The organism is Nocardia neocaledoniensis (genome assembly GCF_029868625.1).
Classification (GTDB): Bacteria; Actinomycetota; Actinomycetes; order Mycobacteriales; family Mycobacteriaceae; genus Nocardia; species Nocardia neocaledoniensis_A.
In genome coordinates this window covers 1-15,328 of the sequence record NZ_JARWOJ010000372.1, presented here as the reverse complement: position 1 = coordinate 15,328, position 15,328 = coordinate 1, and the positions used below count along the sequence as shown (strand labels likewise).

The 15,328-nt window shown below is 70.2% G+C and carries 17 protein-coding genes; 10 read left to right on the top strand and 7 right to left on the bottom strand.

What is annotated here, in order from left to right; translation table 11 throughout:
• Nucleotides 1–85: 85 nt before the first annotated feature.
• The 3 genes from QH270_RS29015 to QH270_RS29005 form a co-directional block, all read right to left on the bottom strand.
• The gene (locus tag QH270_RS29015; protein WP_280347342.1) at nucleotides 86–1,198 is read right to left on the bottom strand and encodes a winged helix DNA-binding domain-containing protein; all 1,113 of its coding nucleotides are present in this window, start codon (nucleotides 1,196–1,198) and stop codon (nucleotides 86–88) included.
• A gap of 115 nt (nucleotides 1,199–1,313) precedes the next feature.
• Nucleotides 1,314–2,288, bottom strand: coding sequence for an NADPH:quinone oxidoreductase family protein (locus QH270_RS29010; protein ID WP_280347340.1), 975 nt, complete (start codon nucleotides 2,286–2,288; stop codon nucleotides 1,314–1,316).
• 56 nt (nucleotides 2,289–2,344) lie between these two features.
• On the bottom strand, nucleotides 2,345–4,108 hold the full coding sequence (locus QH270_RS29005) for a serine/threonine-protein kinase (protein WP_280347338.1): 1,764 nt from the start codon (nucleotides 4,106–4,108) through the stop codon (nucleotides 2,345–2,347).
• A gap of 119 nt (nucleotides 4,109–4,227) precedes the next feature.
• Between QH270_RS29005 and QH270_RS29000 the strand changes: the two genes are divergently transcribed.
• Entirely contained in the window at nucleotides 4,228–5,001 is a 774-nt protein-coding gene (locus QH270_RS29000; protein WP_280347336.1) for an acyl-[acyl-carrier-protein] thioesterase, read from the top strand.
• 32 nt (nucleotides 5,002–5,033) lie between these two features.
• Here QH270_RS29000 and QH270_RS28995 read toward each other — a convergent pair whose 3' ends face one another.
• Complete coding sequence (locus QH270_RS28995; protein WP_280347334.1) at nucleotides 5,034–6,701, bottom strand: FAD-dependent oxidoreductase; 1,668 nt, start codon at nucleotides 6,699–6,701, stop codon at nucleotides 5,034–5,036.
• A 158-nt stretch (nucleotides 6,702–6,859) separates the two neighbouring features.
• On the opposite strand from QH270_RS28995, the gene QH270_RS28990 reads away from it, so the two are divergent.
• A complete protein-coding gene (locus QH270_RS28990; RefSeq protein WP_280347332.1) occupies nucleotides 6,860–7,351 on the top strand; it encodes a SixA phosphatase family protein in 492 nt (163 codons plus the stop codon).
• A 12-nt stretch (nucleotides 7,352–7,363) separates the two neighbouring features.
• Here QH270_RS28990 and QH270_RS28985 read toward each other — a convergent pair whose 3' ends face one another.
• Nucleotides 7,364–7,567, bottom strand: a complete 204-nt coding sequence (locus tag QH270_RS28985; protein WP_110039266.1) for a hypothetical protein — start codon at nucleotides 7,565–7,567, stop codon at nucleotides 7,364–7,366.
• Nucleotides 7,568–7,615: 48 nt separating this feature from the next.
• Here QH270_RS28985 and QH270_RS28980 point away from each other — a divergent pair, with 48 nt between their 5' ends.
• The 5 genes from QH270_RS28980 to QH270_RS28960 all read left to right on the top strand — a co-directional run bounded on the left by QH270_RS28980 (nucleotide 7,616) and on the right by QH270_RS28960 (nucleotide 11,397).
• Nucleotides 7,616–7,984, top strand: a complete 369-nt coding sequence (locus tag QH270_RS28980; protein WP_280347330.1) for a VOC family protein — start codon at nucleotides 7,616–7,618, stop codon at nucleotides 7,982–7,984.
• 89 nt (nucleotides 7,985–8,073) lie between these two features.
• The gene (locus QH270_RS28975) at nucleotides 8,074–8,538 is read left to right on the top strand and encodes a MerR family transcriptional regulator (protein ID WP_280347328.1); all 465 of its coding nucleotides are present in this window, start codon (nucleotides 8,074–8,076) and stop codon (nucleotides 8,536–8,538) included.
• Nucleotides 8,535–9,551: an aldo/keto reductase gene (locus tag QH270_RS28970; protein WP_280347327.1), complete on the top strand. Its 1,017-nt coding sequence runs from the start codon at nucleotides 8,535–8,537 to the stop codon at nucleotides 9,549–9,551. Before QH270_RS28975 ends, QH270_RS28970 begins: the two co-directional genes overlap by 4 nt.
• Nucleotides 9,552–9,598: 47 nt before the next feature.
• On the top strand, nucleotides 9,599–10,411 hold the full coding sequence (locus QH270_RS28965; RefSeq protein ID WP_280347325.1) for a GNAT family N-acetyltransferase: 813 nt from the start codon (nucleotides 9,599–9,601) through the stop codon (nucleotides 10,409–10,411).
• Nucleotides 10,408–11,397 (top strand): pirin family protein, encoded by a 990-nt coding sequence (locus QH270_RS28960; RefSeq protein WP_280347323.1) that lies wholly within the window; start codon nucleotides 10,408–10,410, stop codon nucleotides 11,395–11,397. Before QH270_RS28965 ends, QH270_RS28960 begins: the two co-directional genes overlap by 4 nt.
• Before the next feature lie 42 nt (nucleotides 11,398–11,439).
• Here QH270_RS28960 and QH270_RS28955 read toward each other — a convergent pair whose 3' ends face one another.
• Both QH270_RS28955 and QH270_RS28950 read right to left on the bottom strand, forming a co-directional pair.
• Nucleotides 11,440–11,919: an SRPBCC family protein gene (locus QH270_RS28955; protein WP_280347321.1), complete on the bottom strand. Its 480-nt coding sequence runs from the start codon at nucleotides 11,917–11,919 to the stop codon at nucleotides 11,440–11,442.
• A complete protein-coding gene (locus QH270_RS28950; protein ID WP_280347319.1) occupies nucleotides 11,916–12,248 on the bottom strand; it encodes an ArsR/SmtB family transcription factor in 333 nt (110 codons plus the stop codon). Before QH270_RS28950 ends, QH270_RS28955 begins: the two co-directional genes overlap by 4 nt.
• Before the next feature lie 119 nt (nucleotides 12,249–12,367).
• Between QH270_RS28950 and QH270_RS28945 the strand changes: the two genes are divergently transcribed.
• The 3 genes from QH270_RS28945 (at nucleotide 12,368) to QH270_RS28935 (ending at nucleotide 15,243) form a co-directional block, all read left to right on the top strand.
• Nucleotides 12,368–13,621 carry an FAD-dependent oxidoreductase gene (locus tag QH270_RS28945; RefSeq protein ID WP_280347317.1) on the top strand — a complete coding sequence of 418 codons (1,254 nt, stop codon included), beginning with the start codon at nucleotides 12,368–12,370 and terminating at the stop codon, nucleotides 13,619–13,621.
• Nucleotides 13,622–13,744: 123 nt separating this feature from the next.
• Nucleotides 13,745–14,404, top strand: a complete 660-nt coding sequence (locus tag QH270_RS28940; protein WP_280347315.1) for a hypothetical protein — start codon at nucleotides 13,745–13,747, stop codon at nucleotides 14,402–14,404.
• An 86-nt stretch (nucleotides 14,405–14,490) separates the two neighbouring features.
• Nucleotides 14,491–15,243, top strand: a complete 753-nt coding sequence (locus QH270_RS28935; protein WP_280347313.1) for a hypothetical protein — start codon at nucleotides 14,491–14,493, stop codon at nucleotides 15,241–15,243.
• Nucleotides 15,244–15,328 lie beyond the last annotated feature (85 nt).

The following is a 15,328-nucleotide window of genomic DNA, read 5'->3' as shown; positions in this document are numbered from 1 at the left end:
TCAGCGGTGCACGTCGTCCGTTGCAGCCATGAACGTCGTGGGGACGACCTTAGGAACCGAGTGTTGCCTCGACGTTAAAGCCGTGTCACGGCCGGACGTCCGCGCCCGGTTCCAGGATCTCCACCACCTGCGCCGATTCGGGTTCGAGGAAGGCGAGCAGGGCCGCCGCCTCCGATTCCACCTGCGCGGCTTCGGTTCTCGTCCACTTCCTGGTGGGGCTGATCCGCAGGCGCGCGGTGCCCGACTGCACGAAGACCTTGTACATGCCCGCCAGGAAGCCGTCGATGAGCACCGGCGAGACCCAGGAGGCGAAGGCACGCATCGGCGGCGCGGTGTCGTCGCCGGTGATCCGCGCGCGGTCCTGATGCGACAGCAGCGCGTTGTCGTACCAGCCGAGCAACCGCACCGGCGCGGGCTGATCGGGGTCGGCCAGTTCGAGGTCGGCGGCGTCGTAGAGGGTGCGGCCGCGCTCGTCGGTGTAGGTGCGCACGCGATCGCCCAGGTCGGCGACGGCCTGCTTCATCGCGGGCAGGCGCGACCAGGTCTGCATGTCCATGGTGCTGGCGGGCCCGAAGGCGCGCAGGTAGCGCAGGATCAGTTCCGCCGCCGGATAGCCGGGGTCGAGTGGTGCGCCGAGCCACGGCTGCACCCGCGACCAGACCGGCTTGCTGTTGTCGCGCCAGCGGCCGCGCGGCGGAGTCTGCAGGACGGGGAGCTGATACAGCCAGGTCTGGACGACGACTCCCGCGTCGCGATCGGGGTAGAGCCGGGCGGCCTCGGCCCGCAGCGCGGCGGCGGCCATCGGCTCGTCACCGAGCACCGCCTCGCCGTGCGCGCGGACCTCGTCGAGGTCGAGGCCGACCATGGCACCGTAATTGAAACCCTTGCGCGCGGGCACCTTCTCCAGCTCCGGCTGGATGAGCGGCGCGACGCGCAGCGCGTCGGGTGGGGTGACGAGGTGGATGGTGCCGCGCATCAAGGTGATCCGGACCAGCGAGCGGTCATCCAGTCCGGCCGACACCGTCGCCGGGTCGAAATCCTGGATGCGACTCCACAATCCGACGAACGGCGGCGGCACGTCCTGGGCTTGCAGGCCGACCAGGTGGTCGCACATCCGGGGCACGGTCAGCGTCGAGCGCTCGAGCAGGTGCTGACGCGCGAGCAACGTCCGGTTCAGCACTCGATTCGACAGCGGCACGCGGGCTCCCTCCCTTGACGCGCTGGACCTTACCGCCCGCCTCCGACACACTCGGCTCGAGCGGCGCCGCCGGGTTCGCGGGCGGCGGCCGATCCGCCCGCCGCCGCGTCTCACCTCAGCGCAGCTGGACGACCACCTTGCCGGTGGCGGTCCGGTTGTCCAGCGCCGCAACGGCTTCGGCGGTGCGCTCGAGCGGATACAGCACCGGCTCCGGCGCGGCGATGGTGCCCGCGGCCAGCAGCGGTTCGACCTCGGCCCACTGTTCGGCCAGGTAGGTCGGGTGGCTCATCACCCATTCGCCCCAGGCCGCGCCGACGACCTCGACGTTCTTGAGCAGCAGCCGGTTCACCTTCACGGTCGGGATCTCGCCCGCGGTGAACCCGACGACGAGCAGCCTGCCACCACCGGCCAGCGAGCGGACGCTGTCGGTGAAGCGGTCGCCACCGACCGGGTCGAGCACGATGTCGACGCCACGGCCCTCGGTGAGTTCCTTCACCGCGGCCAGCCAGCCGTCGGCGAGCACTACGTCGGTGGCGCCATTGGCCTTGGCCACCTGGGCTTTCGCCTCGGTGCTGACCACCGCGATCACCCGGCCCGCGCCGAGGGCCTTCGCCATGCGCAGGGTCGAGGTGCCGATGCCGCCCGCGGCGCCGTGCACCAGCACGGTCTCACCCTGGGCGAGCCGGCCGCGCTTGGTCAGGCAGAAGTGGACGGTGAGGTCGTTGAACAGGATGCCCGCGCCCGCCTCGAGCGAGACGTTGTCGGGCAGCTTGAACACGGCGTGTTCGGGTGCGACGGCCACCTCGGCCACGGCATTGCCGAGCATGGTGAGCGCGGCGACCCGGTCACCAGGGCGCAGCGCGGAGCCCTCGGGCGCGGTGCGCACCACGCCGGCGACCTCGCCGCCGACGACGAACGGCAGCGCGGGCTTCATCTGGTAGAGCCCACGGGTCATCAGGACGTCGGGGAAGGCGATGCCCGCCGCGTGGACATCGATGAGGACACCGCCGGGATAGGCCGCCGGTTCCGGCAGGTCGACGACCTCGATCGCGGACGGTCCGTCCAACGTGGCGACCTGTGCTGCGCGCATTCCTGACACCTCTTCTTCGTGGCACCTGACACCGCGAACATATCCCGGTGGAGAGCTCAGCGGAAGGCGAACTCGGTCACCGGCTCGCTGGCCAGCACCTCGCCGTTCTTCGTGATCACCAGCCCCGTGGCGGTGAGCAGGTAGCGGGTGCCGTCGGTGGGGTTGGTCGCGGTGAATCCGCCGCCGCCGGTCGGCACCGGATCGTCGAGTTCGAGGCCGAGGCCGTCGCTGGCCCTGGCGCCCTTGTAGTAGTAGCGGCCCGCGCCGGTGTGGCAGATGACCACCTTCGAGCCGGTGGTGCGCGCGATCGACATCGCGGCGTCGTTGTCGTTGCAGCGCGGGCCGGACAGGAAGCCCTGTCCGTCGGCGCCGGAGACGGACGATTGCAGCGGCGGCAATGTCGTCGTGGCCGGTGGCGGCGGCACGTACGGGCTCGTCGGCACGTCCTGACTGACCGTCTCGATCACCGGCGGCGGGAGCGTGGCCCCGACGGTCGACGGCGGACCGGCGACGGTCTGCTCGTCGCCCGCCACGTCCAGCATCACCCACACCGCGACGCCGACCGCCGCGACCACGATCAACGCGCCCAGCGCACCGGCCAGGATCGGCGTCGACACGTTGCGTCGTGGCGGCAGCGGTAGCGGGGCGGACGGGTGGGTGTACCCGCCGACGGCGGTGGCGCGGTCGGCGGCCGGGACCAGCGGCTGCCACGCGCCGGTGCCCGGCGCCGGTTGCCGCACGGTGGCGGACGGGTGCGCGGACTGTTCGCCGGGCACCGGTCGCCGCACCGTGGCGGACGCGTTCGACGGACCGCCCGTCGGCGGCGCGGCCTGCGCCGGTGGTCGCGGTCCCGCGCCGGTCCGATCGACGAGCACCTGGGGCCCCGAGACCGTCGGCGGCGGCGGCACTTCCGACCAGTGCGGCTGGGCGGCCGCCGGTGTGACGGGCCCCCGCACCCGCGGCCCCGGCACGGTCGACGGCGCGGAACGTTCGGCCTGCACGAGCGCGGCCCTGGCGGCGCGACCCAGGTCGCCAGGGGTCGCGTAGCGCTCCCGTGGCCGCTTGGCCATGCCGCGATCGATCACCGCGTCGAAGGCCGACAGCGCGGGGTCGACGGCGCTCGGGCGTGGCGGCGGCGCCATCTGGTGCGAACCGATCGCGCCCGCGAGGCTGTTCACGGGGTACGGGACCCGCCCGACGAGGGCTTCGTAGAGCACACAGGTCAGGGCGTAGGTGTCGACCGCGCCGGTCAGCGGGGCTTCCTCGAACCGTTCCGGCGCCATGTAGGCCATCGAGCCGACCGCGCTGCCGGTGCTGGTGAGCGCGGGGTCGGTGGCGGTGTGCGCGATCCCGAAATCCACCAGGTAGGCGAACAGGTTGCTGGTGAGCAGGATGTTGGCCGGCTTCACGTCGCGGTGCACGAGGCCGGTCTCGTGCGCGGCGTCGAGCGCGGCGGCGATCTGCTCGACCACCTGCACCGACTCACCGGGGGTGAGCCTGCCGTGCCGTTGCAGCCGATCCTTGAGATCTGTGCCCTTCACCAGACGCATGTCGATGTAGAGCACACCGTCGATCTCGCCCCAGTCGTGCACGGGGATCACGTGCGGTTCCTGCACGCTCGCCATCGCCTGGGATTCGCGGCGGAACCGCTGCACGAAGACCGGATCGGTGGCCAGTTCACGGTTGAGCACCTTCACCGCGACAATGCGATTCTTCGAGGTGTCGTAGGCCTCGTAGACCTCCCCCATACCGCCGACTCCGAGAAGTCCACGCATTTCATAGCGGCCGAACATCGAGCCCGCCATCGCCCCGGCGACCATTCCTGCAGGCTACCGGGAGCGGGTAGGTCTGTCATGGTGTGATCCACGACCCGTAAAGTCGTCTGCAGAACTACGCAAGAAGTCGTGGTGCGCCCCGGCGCGCCGCGCAAGGAGCACAAGTGTCACTCGATCAGCCACTGGCCCCGCTTCCCCAGGAGGGCATGGGCTTCGCCGCGGCGTGGCCCGTCCGGGCTGGCGACGTGGATCCGTATCACCGGCTGCGCTTCGACGCCGTGGCGCGCTACCTGCAAGACATCTCCTGGGACGAACTGCACCAGACCGAACTGCATCGCACCGATCCCACCTGGATCGTGCGGCGCACGGTCATCGACGTCATCCGGCCGATCACCTGGCCCGATCAGGTGCACCTGCGGCGCTGGTGCGCGAGCATGTCGACCCGCTGGACGAACATGCGCACGCGGATCAGCAGCGACAGCGGCGGCCTGATCGAGACCGAGGGGTTCTGGATCAATCTGAGCGAGTCGAGCAACCTGCCCGCCCGGATCAGCGACGAGGGCCTGGCCTACCTGGCCAGATCCACCGACGAGCACCGGCTGCGCTGGCGGCCCTACCTCACCGATCCGGCCCCGCGCGAATCCGACACCGACCTGCCCTTCCCGGTGCGCGCGACCGACATCGACCAGTACAACCACGTCAACCACACCTGCTACTGGCAGGCGGTCGAGCAGTTCCTGGTCGACTACCCGAAGCTGGTCGCCGGGCCGCACCGCGCGGTGATCGAATACGTGGCGCCGGTGCTGGCGCGCGAACACATCACGGTGCGCGCGCGGCACGAGCCGGGTGACCGGACCGGACGGCCGGTGCTGCGGCTGTGGTTCGTGGTCGGCGGCATCACGACGACCGTCGTCAAGATCATGCCGCTGCCCGAGTAGCCCCGGCCCGTCACCCGGGCCGGGGTCAACGGCTAGCCCTTGGCGGCCTTGAGCAGGTCCGCGCGGGTGGTGAACTTGACGCGCGGCCTGCCCGCCGCCTTGCCCGCGGTCTTCTCGGCCTGGTCGATGGTCTTCCAGCCCTTGCGGTCGACCAGATCGGGCTGGCGCTGGGCCAGCAGCGCCTGCAGAGCGGCGCGGTCGCCGGTGGGCGCGGTCAGCTTGCCCGCGATGAAGTCGGCGATCAACGCCTCCACCGTCTCCTCGGCGTCGACCCGATTGGAGCCGATCACGCCGCGCGGGCCGCGCTTGATCCAGCCCGAGACGTACACGCCGGGGACCGGCTGGGTCGCGTCGATGACCCGGCCGTGCTCGCTGGGCACGGTGCCGCGACGCTCGTCGAAGGGCAGGCCGGCGACGGGAACGCCGCGGTAGCCGATCGAGCGCAGCACCAAGCCGGTCTCGATGGTCTCGGTGCGGTCGGTGGCGGTGGCGACCAGCTGCCCGTTCTCCTCGGACAATTCGTTGTGCGCGAACTCGATCGCGGTGGCATGGTCCTCGCCGTGCACCGCGGTCGGGGTCGCCAGGTAGCGGAAGACGATCCGCTTGTGCGACGGGTCCTGCGCGGCGGTCGAGTACTCCTCGGCGAGGGTGTACTTCAGCCGCAGCGACGGCTCGATGTTCGGGTCGTCGAACAGGGCCTTGCTGTGCGGATCGAGTTCGAGATCGGCCGCGGCGACGACCACGTCGACGCCCTTCAGGTGGGTCAGCGCCAGGAACTCCGGCGTGCTGTAGGCCGCCTGCAGCGGGCCGCGCCTGCCCAGGATCACCACTTCGCGGATGTTGCTGCGGCGCAGCGCGTCGAGCGCGTGGTCGGCGATGTCGGTCTTGGCCAGCTCGTCCGGGTCGACGGTGAGCACGCGGGCCACGTCGAGCGCGACGTTGCCGTTGCCGACGATCACCGCCCGCTCCCCGGACAGGTCGAACTCGCGATCGGCGAAATCGGGGTGGCCGTTGTACCAGGCGACGAACTCGGTGGCCGAGTGGCTGCCGGGCAGGTCCTCGCCGGGGACGCCGAGCTTGCGGTCGCTGGAGGCACCGACGGCGTAGATCACCGCGTGGTGGTGATCGAGCAGCTCCTGATGGTCGATGTGCTGGCCCACCTCGACGTTCAGGTAGTACTGCAGCGTGTCGCGGCGGAAGGCCGAGTCGAACATGTTCGCCACGTTCTTGGTGCCCGCGTGGTCGGGCGCGACGCCGGCCCGGACCAGGCCCCACGGCGTCGGCAGCCGGTCGAACATCTCGACCTCCACATCGCTGCGCCGCAGCAGCTCGTCGGCGGCGTAGCAGGCGGCGGGCCCGGCGCCGACGATGGCGACGCGCAGCGTGCCCAGATCCTTGGGCGGCCGGGTCGGCGTGGCCAGCGGGTCGAAGTTCGACTCCAGCGGGTGGCGCTGGAAGTAGGCGGCGTTGATCTCGCGGTACCTGGCCAGCGAGGCGAGCAGATCGTCCTCGGAGAAGATCGCGTCCACCGGGCAGGCATCGACACAGGCGCCGCAGTCGATGCAGGTGTCAGGGTCGATGTACAGCATTTCCGCGGTCGCGAACTCCGGCTGGTCCGGGGTGGGGCGGATGCAGTCGACCGGGCACTCGGTGACGCAGCTGGCGTCGTTGCAACAACGCTGCGTGATGACGTAGGCCATAGTGTGCAGATCCTCGAAATGTGTGGGTCGGTGGCTCGAGACGTCGGCCGTGGCGGGTCCGCGGCGGGTATGCCACGAACACATCTACGGTGACGCAGCTTTCAGTGTGCCTCGAGTGTGACCGCGAACTCACCGGCGGTCGGGATTACCGTGGTTCCATGGCGGCGACCCTCATCCTCATGCGGCACGGAAAATCGGCCTACCCCGACGGCGTCGGCGATCACGCCCGTCCGCTGGCGCCGCGTGGTCAGCGGGAGGCCGCGCTCGCCGGCGACTGGCTGCGCGCCACCCAACCGGCCGTCGACGCCGTGCGCTGCTCGACCGCGACGCGCACCAGGCAGACCCTGGCCGCCACGGGGATCGACGCGCCGGTGGAGTACACCGACGACATCTACGAGGCGAACCCGCACACGCTCATCGAGCTGATCCAACTCACCGACGACGCGATCGGCACGTTGCTCGTGGTCGGGCACGTCCCCGGAATCCCGTGGACCGCTTGGGAACTGGCGGCCAACCGGGAGTCCGATCAGGCCACCGAGCTGAGCCGCAAGTTCCCCACCTCGGCGCTGGCCGTGCTCGAGTTCGACCGGCCCTGGGCACAGGTGGACCCCGGTACGGGCGAACTGACGCATTTCCACGTCCCCCGGTGAACTCGTCGGCGGCTACTTCAGCAGCTTGCCGCCGATGACGATGCCGACGCCGAGCAGTACCAGCAGGACGAAGGCGACGAAACCGTTCGTCAGCCACCAGACCACACCGAGTACCAGCACCACCGGCGCCACCGCGATCGCGGTGATCACCGGGCTTTCCTTGACCGTTTCCCAGGCCGAGCGGGCCCTGATCCGGTCGATGTCCTTACCAGCCATGTGATCCACACTACGTTTCTGTCGGTCGCCGGTGCCATGCTTGTGCGCATGGACTGGAAAATCGAACTCGTCGCCATCCCGGTCACCGATGTCGACCGGGCCAAGGACTTCTATACGAGCATCGGCTTCAACGCCGACCACGACCACACCCCGAGCCCCGATATCCGCTTCGTCCAGCTCACCCCGCCGGGCTCGGGCTGCTCGATCTGCATCGGCCGCGGCTTGACCGGTGCCGCGCCGGGCAGTGTCGAGGGCATGCAGATGGTCGTGCCCAGCGCTCAGCAGGCCTACGAGCAGCTCGTGGCCGCCGGAGTGGAGGCCTCGCCGGTGCAGGATCTGGGCTGGGGGCTGTTCACCTTCTTCCAGGATCCCGACGGCAACCGGTGGGCCGTTCAGGAGCTGCCGAAGTACAACTGAAGTCGCTCGTCCCGCGACAATGGGCCTTGCTTGGAGTGCACTCCAGCTGGCTAGCGTCGGTGGGGTTCCACGAGAAAGGGACGAGCACGATGGATCACGACACGGCTCTGCTGGCCGACAGCGGGGACGACGAACGGTCGCGCCCGCGGTACTCGATCGGCGAAGTGGCCGAACGCTCCGGGCTCAGCCGGGACACCCTGCGCTGGTACGAGCGGATCGGGCTGATGGGTTACATCGGCCGCGACCACACCGGCAACCGCCGCTTCAGCGATCGCGATCTGGAGTGGCTGGCGCTGATCACCCGCCTGCGGATGACCGGCATGCCGGTGGCCGACATGATCCGCTACGCCGAACTGGTCAGGGCCGGTGCGCACACCTACCCGGCCCGGCTGGAGATGTTCCGGCAGACCAGGTCCGACGTGCTCGACAAGATCGCGGAACTCCAGCAGACCGTGGCCGTTCTCGACTACAAGATCGCCATCTACGAGGGCCGATCCGACGTCGAACGACCGGCCACGCTCATCGCGCCTCCGAGCGAAGGATCCGACACATGAGCACCACCGCGTCACTGCCGACCACCGCCCTCGGCACCGACGGCCCCCTGATCGGTACGCAGGGCCTCGGCTGTATGGGCATCAGCGAGTTCTACGGCGAGACCGACCCGGCCGAATCGCGGGCCACCCTCGAGCACGCGCTCGAACTCGGGGTCACACTGTTCGACACCGCCGACATCTACGGCTCGGGGCACAACGAGGAGTTCCTGTCCGAGTTCGTCGGCGCGCATCGCGACGAACTGCTGATCGCCACCAAGTTCGGCATCGTCCGCAAGGCCGATGACCCCACCTTCCGCGGCTTCGACAACTCCCCCGGCTACATCCGCTCCAGCGTCGAGGCGAGCCTGCGCAGGCTCGGTGTCGACACCATCGACCTGTACTACATGCACCGCCGCGATCCACGGGTCCCGATCGAGGAGACCGTCGGAGTCATGGCCGAACTCGTCGCCGCGGGCAAGGTGCGCGCGCTCGGCCTGTCCGAGGTGACCGGCGACGAACTGCGCGCCGCGCACGCGGTGCACCCGATCGCGGCTGTGCAGTCGGAGTGGTCGCTGTTCTCCCGCGATGTGGAGAACACCGCCGTCCCGGCCGCGGCCGAACTCGGGGTGACCTTCGTGCCGTACTCCCCGCTGGGCCGTGGCTTCCTCACCGGCGCGTTCCGCAGCGCGGGCGAATTGGGCGACAGCGACTTCCGCCGCTTCCAACCGCGCTTCACCGGCGAGAACGCCTCCCACAACGCCGAACTGCTGGCGCCGCTGGCCGCGATCGCCGAGGCGCACGGGCTCACCCAGGCCCAGGTGGCGCTGGCCTGGGTACATGCCAGGGCCGCGGTGCACAACCTGGCGGTGGTGCCGATTCCCGGCACCCGCAAGCGGAGCAGACTGGCGGAGAACGTCGCCGCGGCGACCGTGCGCCTGAGCGCGGCGGAACTGGCCAGCCTGGAACCGATCGCCGGACAGGTCGCCGGAAGCCGGTACGCAGATATGTCGTTCACCTCCGCCGGACGCGAATGACGCTCGGCGCCGGGCGCCCACGCGGTGCCCGGCGCTAGCATCACAGGGTGAGCGAGCAACGCGAGCGGGTGTGGGTCGACAAGCAGAATCCGGCGATCTTCAAGGCGATGAGCGCGACCGCGGCCGAGGTCCGCGCCGCCGCCACCGCCGCGGGGATAGACCGACGGTTGATCGAGCTGATCAACCTGCGGGTCTCGCAGATCAACGGCTGCCCGTACTGCCTCGATGTGCACGAACGCGCCGGTTCCGGCGCCGGGCTGACCGCGCAGGAGATCGCCGTGCTGCCCTCGTGGCGGCGTGGCGGCCCGTACTCGGCCGCCGACCGCGCGGCGCTCGGGCTGGCCGAGGCCGCCGCGACCCTGCCCGACGAGGACGCGACCGATCGGGAATACGCGATCGCGCGCGAGCATTGGTCCGAGGAACAGATCTCGGTGATCATCTGGATCGCCATCGTGATCGGCGCGTTCAACCGCGTGTCGATCCTGAGCGCGCACCCGGTTCGGGTGCGGAAGGAGCGCAAGATGTCCGAGGCGACCCCCGCGTCCCAGCCCACCTCCACCGAGCCGGAGCGCCGGGTCGTGCGCAACGCGGAGAAGAACCGCTACGACGTGTTCTACGGCGGCGAGCTGGCCGGCTTCGCCGAATACATCGAGCGCGACAACGACACCGATTTCATCCACACCGAGATCGACGGCGCCTTCGCGGGCAAGGGCATCGGTAGCGTGCTGGCCCGGCTCGCCGTCGAGGACGTGATCGCCCGTGGGCGCACCATCACCGCGCACTGCCCGTTCATCCGGGGCTGGCTCGACAAGCACCCCGAGTACGACGCGCATGTGGTCGGTAAGGGCATCGCTCGATGAGTGATCTGGAGGCCGACCCGGCCGAGGCGCTGTGTGAGCCGTCGCCGAGCCCGGGCCCGGTCGCCGAGCTGTATCCCGCTCGCGAGGTACCGCTCGGTGGGGTGCGCGGAGTGTACGTGGAACGCACACTGCCGCAACGTGATCTGCCGACCGTCGGCGCGTGGTGCTTCCTCGACCGATTCGGTTCGCCGACCGTGAAGCAGACCGGCGCCTCCCCCGACATCCTCCCGCATCCGCACATCGGCCTGCAGACGGTGACCTGGCCGTTCGACGGGCGAATCAGGCACCGCGATTCCGTCGGCTCCGATGTCGAGATCGAACCGGGCCAGCTGAATCTGATGACCTCCGGCCGCGGCATCGCGCATTCGGAGTTCGGAGTGCCCGGCGCGAACGCGGGCAACGGCCTGCAGCTGTGGATCGCTTTGCCCGGCACCGCGACCGGCGTCGAGCCGCACTTCGAACAGCATCGCGCGCTGCCCGTCTACGAGGAACCCGGTCTGCGCGCGACGGTGCTGATCGGCTCGCTGGGCGGTGTCACCTCACCGGCGAAGGCGTACACGCCGATCGTCGGCGCCGATATCGTGCTCGACGCGGGGGCCCAGGTGCGCCTGCCGGTGGAGCGCGCGTTCGAGCACGCGGTGCTGGTGGTGCGCGGGTCGGTCACGGTGGACGGTACCGAACTCGGCGCCGGTCCCCTGCTCTACCTCGGTACCGACCGCGCGGAGGTGTCGTTGTCGAGCACCGAGGGCGCGCAACTGGCCCTGGTCGGCGGCGAGCCGTTCGCCGAGGAGCTGGTGATGTGGTGGAACTTCGTCGGCCGCAGCCACGACGAGATCGTCGAGGCCCGCGCCGCCTGGGAGGCGAGGGATACCACCAGGTTCGGCGATATCGCCGGGCACGGACCAGACGAACGGATTCCCGCGCCGCCGCTGCCGCCGCTGCGGTTGAAGCCGCGCAAACGAGCCACGGGCTGCACACACAGCTGATCCGGCACCGCCTTCCCCGCGGCGCCGGATCAACCCGTGGGCTCAGCGGCCGCCGGCGAGCAGGGCGTCGAGGGCGCGGTAGCTGTCGTTGAGGCCGACTTCCATGCCCGAGGCGAGCATGCCCGCGCATTCCTCGGCGGTGTGGAAGACGCTGTCGGTGACCACGCGGGTGCGGCCGTCGCCGAGGTCGACGAAGGTCGTGGCGTCGATGGAGATGTGGGCGGGCATGCCGTCCCATTCGAAGGACTGCACGATGCGCTCCTTCGGTGTGATCTCCCGAAAACGGCCTTCGAAGCCGTAGGACTCGTCGCCGTCGTGCTCGACGAAACGCCAGTGCCCGCCCTTGCGGAACTCCCAGCGCTCGACGTCGACCACGTGGCCGCGGCCCCACCAGCGCGAGAGCTGCTCGATCCGGCTGTAGGCGTCCCACACCCGGTCCAGGGGCGCGTCGAAATCGCGTTCGATGTGGACTTCGCGGTCCGAGGTGCTCGTGATGACCGCGTCGTCGGTGGTGGTGCTCATCGCTCTGGCTCCGTTCGTTCGAGGAATTCTCCGAGACGGTCCATCCGGGCCTCGAGCATCTGCCGGTACCCGTTCATCCACGCCACCTCCCGGTCGAAGACGTGCTCACTGATCCGGCAGTACCGGATCCGGCCACGCTTCTCGGTGACGACCATGCCCGCCTCCTCGAGCAGACCGATGTGCTTCTTGATGCCGGTCAAGGTCATCTCGAACCGCTCGGCCAACTCGCTGACGCTGGCGGGTCCACGTCCGAGCCGCTCGAGTATCCCCCGTCTGGTGGGGTCGGCGAGCGCGCCGAACGAGGCGTCTAGGAAGTCATACTGAACCATCTAGTTCAGTATTGCGCGGGCTCGCATTCACGTCAAGGGCCGAATTCCGAAAACCCTGGACCCGTCCCGGCTTTGACTACTACGCTTCGTCGTAGACATTGACTTCCGAGGGGGAACTCATGGACAAGACCACCTGCTGCATCGTCGGCGGCGGGCCGGCCGGAATGATGGCGGGACTGCTGCTGGCGCGCGCTGGCGTCGCGGTGACCGTGCTCGAGAAACACCCCGACTTCCTGCGGGACTTCCGTGGCGACACGGTCCATCCGTCCACGGTGCGGCTGCTCGACGAACTCGGGCTCGGCCCGGCCTTCGCCAGGTTGCCGCAATCCGCGTTGACGAAGATGCGCATGTACGCGGGTGACCGCATGGTCGTCGCCGCCGACCTCACCCGAATTCCCGGACGGTACAAGCACATCGCGATGGTGCCGCAATGGGATTTCCTGGATCTGCTGGCGAGCGCCGCCGCCACGGAACCGAGCTTCACCCTTCGCATGAGCTCGACCGTGACCGGACTGATCGAGGACGCCGGCGTGGTGCGCGGCGTGCGCTACCGGGATGCCGGCGGCGGCACGCACGACCTCGACGCTGATCTCGTGATCGCCTGCGATGGAAGGGATTCCGTGACCCGCGAGGCGGCGGGGCTGCGTCAGCGGATGGCGGAGGTACCGATGGACATGTGGTTCCTGCGCATCCCGAAATCGCCCGACGACATCGACAGCGGCGCCATCCAGGCGCGCTTCACCAGCGGCAACTCCGCCGTGGCGCTCGATCGCGGCGACTACTACCAGACCGGCTACATCATCGAGAAGGGGCACGACGCGACGCTGCGGGCCACCCACGACATCGGCTGGCTGCGCGATCGTCTCACCGAACTGTTCGGCTGGCCCGCCGGCGCGCTCGCGGCGATCCGCTCCTGGGACGACGTCAAGTTGCTCGAGGTGACCGTCGGGATGCTCGACCGCTGGCACCTGCCCGGCCTGCTGTGCCTTGGCGACGCCGCGCACACGATGTCGCCGGTCGGCGGCGTCGGTGTGAATCTCGCCGTCCAGGACGCCGTCGCGGCCGCGCGCATCCTGGCGCGGCCACTGCTCGACGGCACGGTCACCACCACCGACCTGGAGAAGGTGCAGCGCAGGCGGATGCTGCCCGCCACGTTCACGCAGCGCTCCCAGCGTGGCGAGCACGAGATGCTCATCGCCCCGGCCCTGCGGGGCGCCCTGCCGACCGCGCCGCTACCGCTGCGGGTCGTCGACGCCGTGCCGGTGCTGGCCGGGCTCACCGGGTACCTGGGCGGCATCGGCCTGCGCCCGGAACGCGCACCGGAGTTCGCCCGGCGCGCGCCCGGCGGTGACCGCACTCCCGCCGCCGGGTGACCCGATTCGGCCACGGCGCTCGCCGGATCACGCGACGACTTTCCGAATCGCCGTGCAACGGTTAGGTTTGCCGCGATGAAACGGGACGATTCGGTCCCGGCGAGGCAGCGGGAGGCTTGCGGGATGAGGATCGGCACAGTGGTCGGTGCGGCACTGTTGGCGGTGGGGGTCACCCTGTCGGCCACCGGAATCGGGGCCGCCGAGCCCACTCCCCCGGGCATCGAACCGCGCCCGGCGCAGGCCGAGCCGGCGACGGGCATTCAGCTGACCGGCGTCGACAAGGACGTGAAGTACCAGGTCGGACTGGCCGAGGATCGGCGCGCGGTGGTGACCACCCTCGACGCGGGCCGCTTCCAGCTCGTCCACGACGCGAAGGTCGTCGCGATCACCGACGCGTCCGGCGCCGTGATCGCCGCCCTGCCGATGGTCGTGCGCGTCGGCGAGCACAGCGTGCCGCTGACGCCCGCCATCGACGCCGAAGGCACCCGGCTCACGCTCACCCCCGTCGGCGGGACCGACGCACCGCTGCGCGACATCAGCGCCCAGGAACGCTTCTTCGCCGAGACCCAGCGGTTGCAGCCCGAGATCATCCAGGGCGCCGCCATCGGCGCGGCGATCGGCTTCGTCCTCGGCTTCCCACTCGGCCTGTTCATCCTGGACTTCATCACCGTGCCGGTCGCGACCGTCGCCGGCGCCGCGATCGGCGCGCTGGCCGGTTACGCGATGGCGGGTGGCCAGCCCGCGATCGACACCGCGATCGCCTACGTCACCGGGGCGCCCTGATCCGAACGCTGAGCCTGGTCACCGCCCTCCGCTACCGTTGAAGCAGGAATCGCGCGCTGACCGTGAGCGCACGTTGGGAGTGGGTGGTGAGAGACGTGTTCGACCCGCTGGCCGATATCGATCGCGCCCTGGCCGAGCAGGCCGGCTGGACCTGGTTCGACGACTACCTGCTGTACACGTGCGGGGTGGTGGAGCTGATCGCGGCCGGGCGGGTCGCCGAGATCCCGTCCACCGCCACGCGGGTGCGGCTGGAGCCGGGTGAGATCTGTTTCGCCGACGGGGGCGTCCACTGGTTCACCTGGCGCGGTCTCGGTGACGGCCGGTGGGCGCGCGGCCAGGTGCGCGCCGACGGGCGCACACCGCTCGGCGCCGCCGCGCACCTGGGCAACGGCATCCGCAACGAGACGCGGCGATCCCGCGCCGAAGCCGCCGCGCGACCGCGGTGGGTGGCCGAGCGGCCCGGCGCGGCGATGATCTCGAATCGGCGCGCGCACCTCGCCAATCCGGATCAGTCGTTCTCGCTGTACTGGTCGGCGCTGGAGAGTGTCGACCTCACCGGGCCCGATCTGCTCGGCTGCCGGTTCCCCGACCGCAACGGGGTCCTCCAGCAGTTGCAGATCCGCACCGCGTGGGCGCCCCTGATCTTCACCACCGCCGCCCTCCAGCACTTTCCCCAGCATCCCCAGCTGCGGAAGGGGACGTGGTTGCCCGCCGGATTCGAAGACAAGTGTCACCTGGCCGGCAAGAAGTGCCCGAAGGTGCGCGGCCGGGGGAGGCCGGCCGGGCCCACCACCCCTCCCCAACCCGTCCGCCCCGATTTTCCTCTCCCGCGGGCGTAACCCGCCCCGGGGCCGCCGCGCCCCGCGCCCGGCCGCGCTGCCCGCCCCGCCCACCTTCGGGCACTTCTTGCCGGCCAGGTGACAC

Bases quoted from the DNA above. Each gene is read 5' to 3' on its own strand.
- QH270_RS28960 (WP_280347323.1), top strand. From the start codon at position 10,408: ATGAGTGATCTGGAGGCCGACCCGGCCGAGGCGCTGTGTGAGCCGTCG.
- QH270_RS28975 (WP_280347328.1), top strand. From the start codon at position 8,074: ATGGATCACGACACGGCTCTGCTGGCCGACAGCGGGGACGACGAACGG.
- QH270_RS29010 (WP_280347340.1), bottom strand. From the start codon at position 2,288: ATGCGCGCAGCACAGGTCGCCACGTTGGACGGACCGTCCGCGATCGAG.
- QH270_RS28940 (WP_280347315.1), top strand. From the start codon at position 13,745: ATGAGGATCGGCACAGTGGTCGGTGCGGCACTGTTGGCGGTGGGGGTC.
- QH270_RS28970 (WP_280347327.1), top strand. From the start codon at position 8,535: ATGAGCACCACCGCGTCACTGCCGACCACCGCCCTCGGCACCGACGGC.
- QH270_RS28990 (WP_280347332.1), top strand. From the start codon at position 6,860: ATGGCGGCGACCCTCATCCTCATGCGGCACGGAAAATCGGCCTACCCC.
- QH270_RS29005 (WP_280347338.1), bottom strand. From the start codon at position 4,108: ATGGTCGCCGGGGCGATGGCGGGCTCGATGTTCGGCCGCTATGAAATG.
- QH270_RS28985 (WP_110039266.1), bottom strand. From the start codon at position 7,567: ATGGCTGGTAAGGACATCGACCGGATCAGGGCCCGCTCGGCCTGGGAA.
- QH270_RS28995 (WP_280347334.1), bottom strand. From the start codon at position 6,701: ATGGCCTACGTCATCACGCAGCGTTGTTGCAACGACGCCAGCTGCGTC.
- QH270_RS28950 (WP_280347319.1), bottom strand. From the start codon at position 12,248: ATGGTTCAGTATGACTTCCTAGACGCCTCGTTCGGCGCGCTCGCCGAC.
- QH270_RS28980 (WP_280347330.1), top strand. From the start codon at position 7,616: ATGGACTGGAAAATCGAACTCGTCGCCATCCCGGTCACCGATGTCGAC.
- QH270_RS28945 (WP_280347317.1), top strand. From the start codon at position 12,368: ATGGACAAGACCACCTGCTGCATCGTCGGCGGCGGGCCGGCCGGAATG.
- QH270_RS28955 (WP_280347321.1), bottom strand. From the start codon at position 11,919: ATGAGCACCACCACCGACGACGCGGTCATCACGAGCACCTCGGACCGC.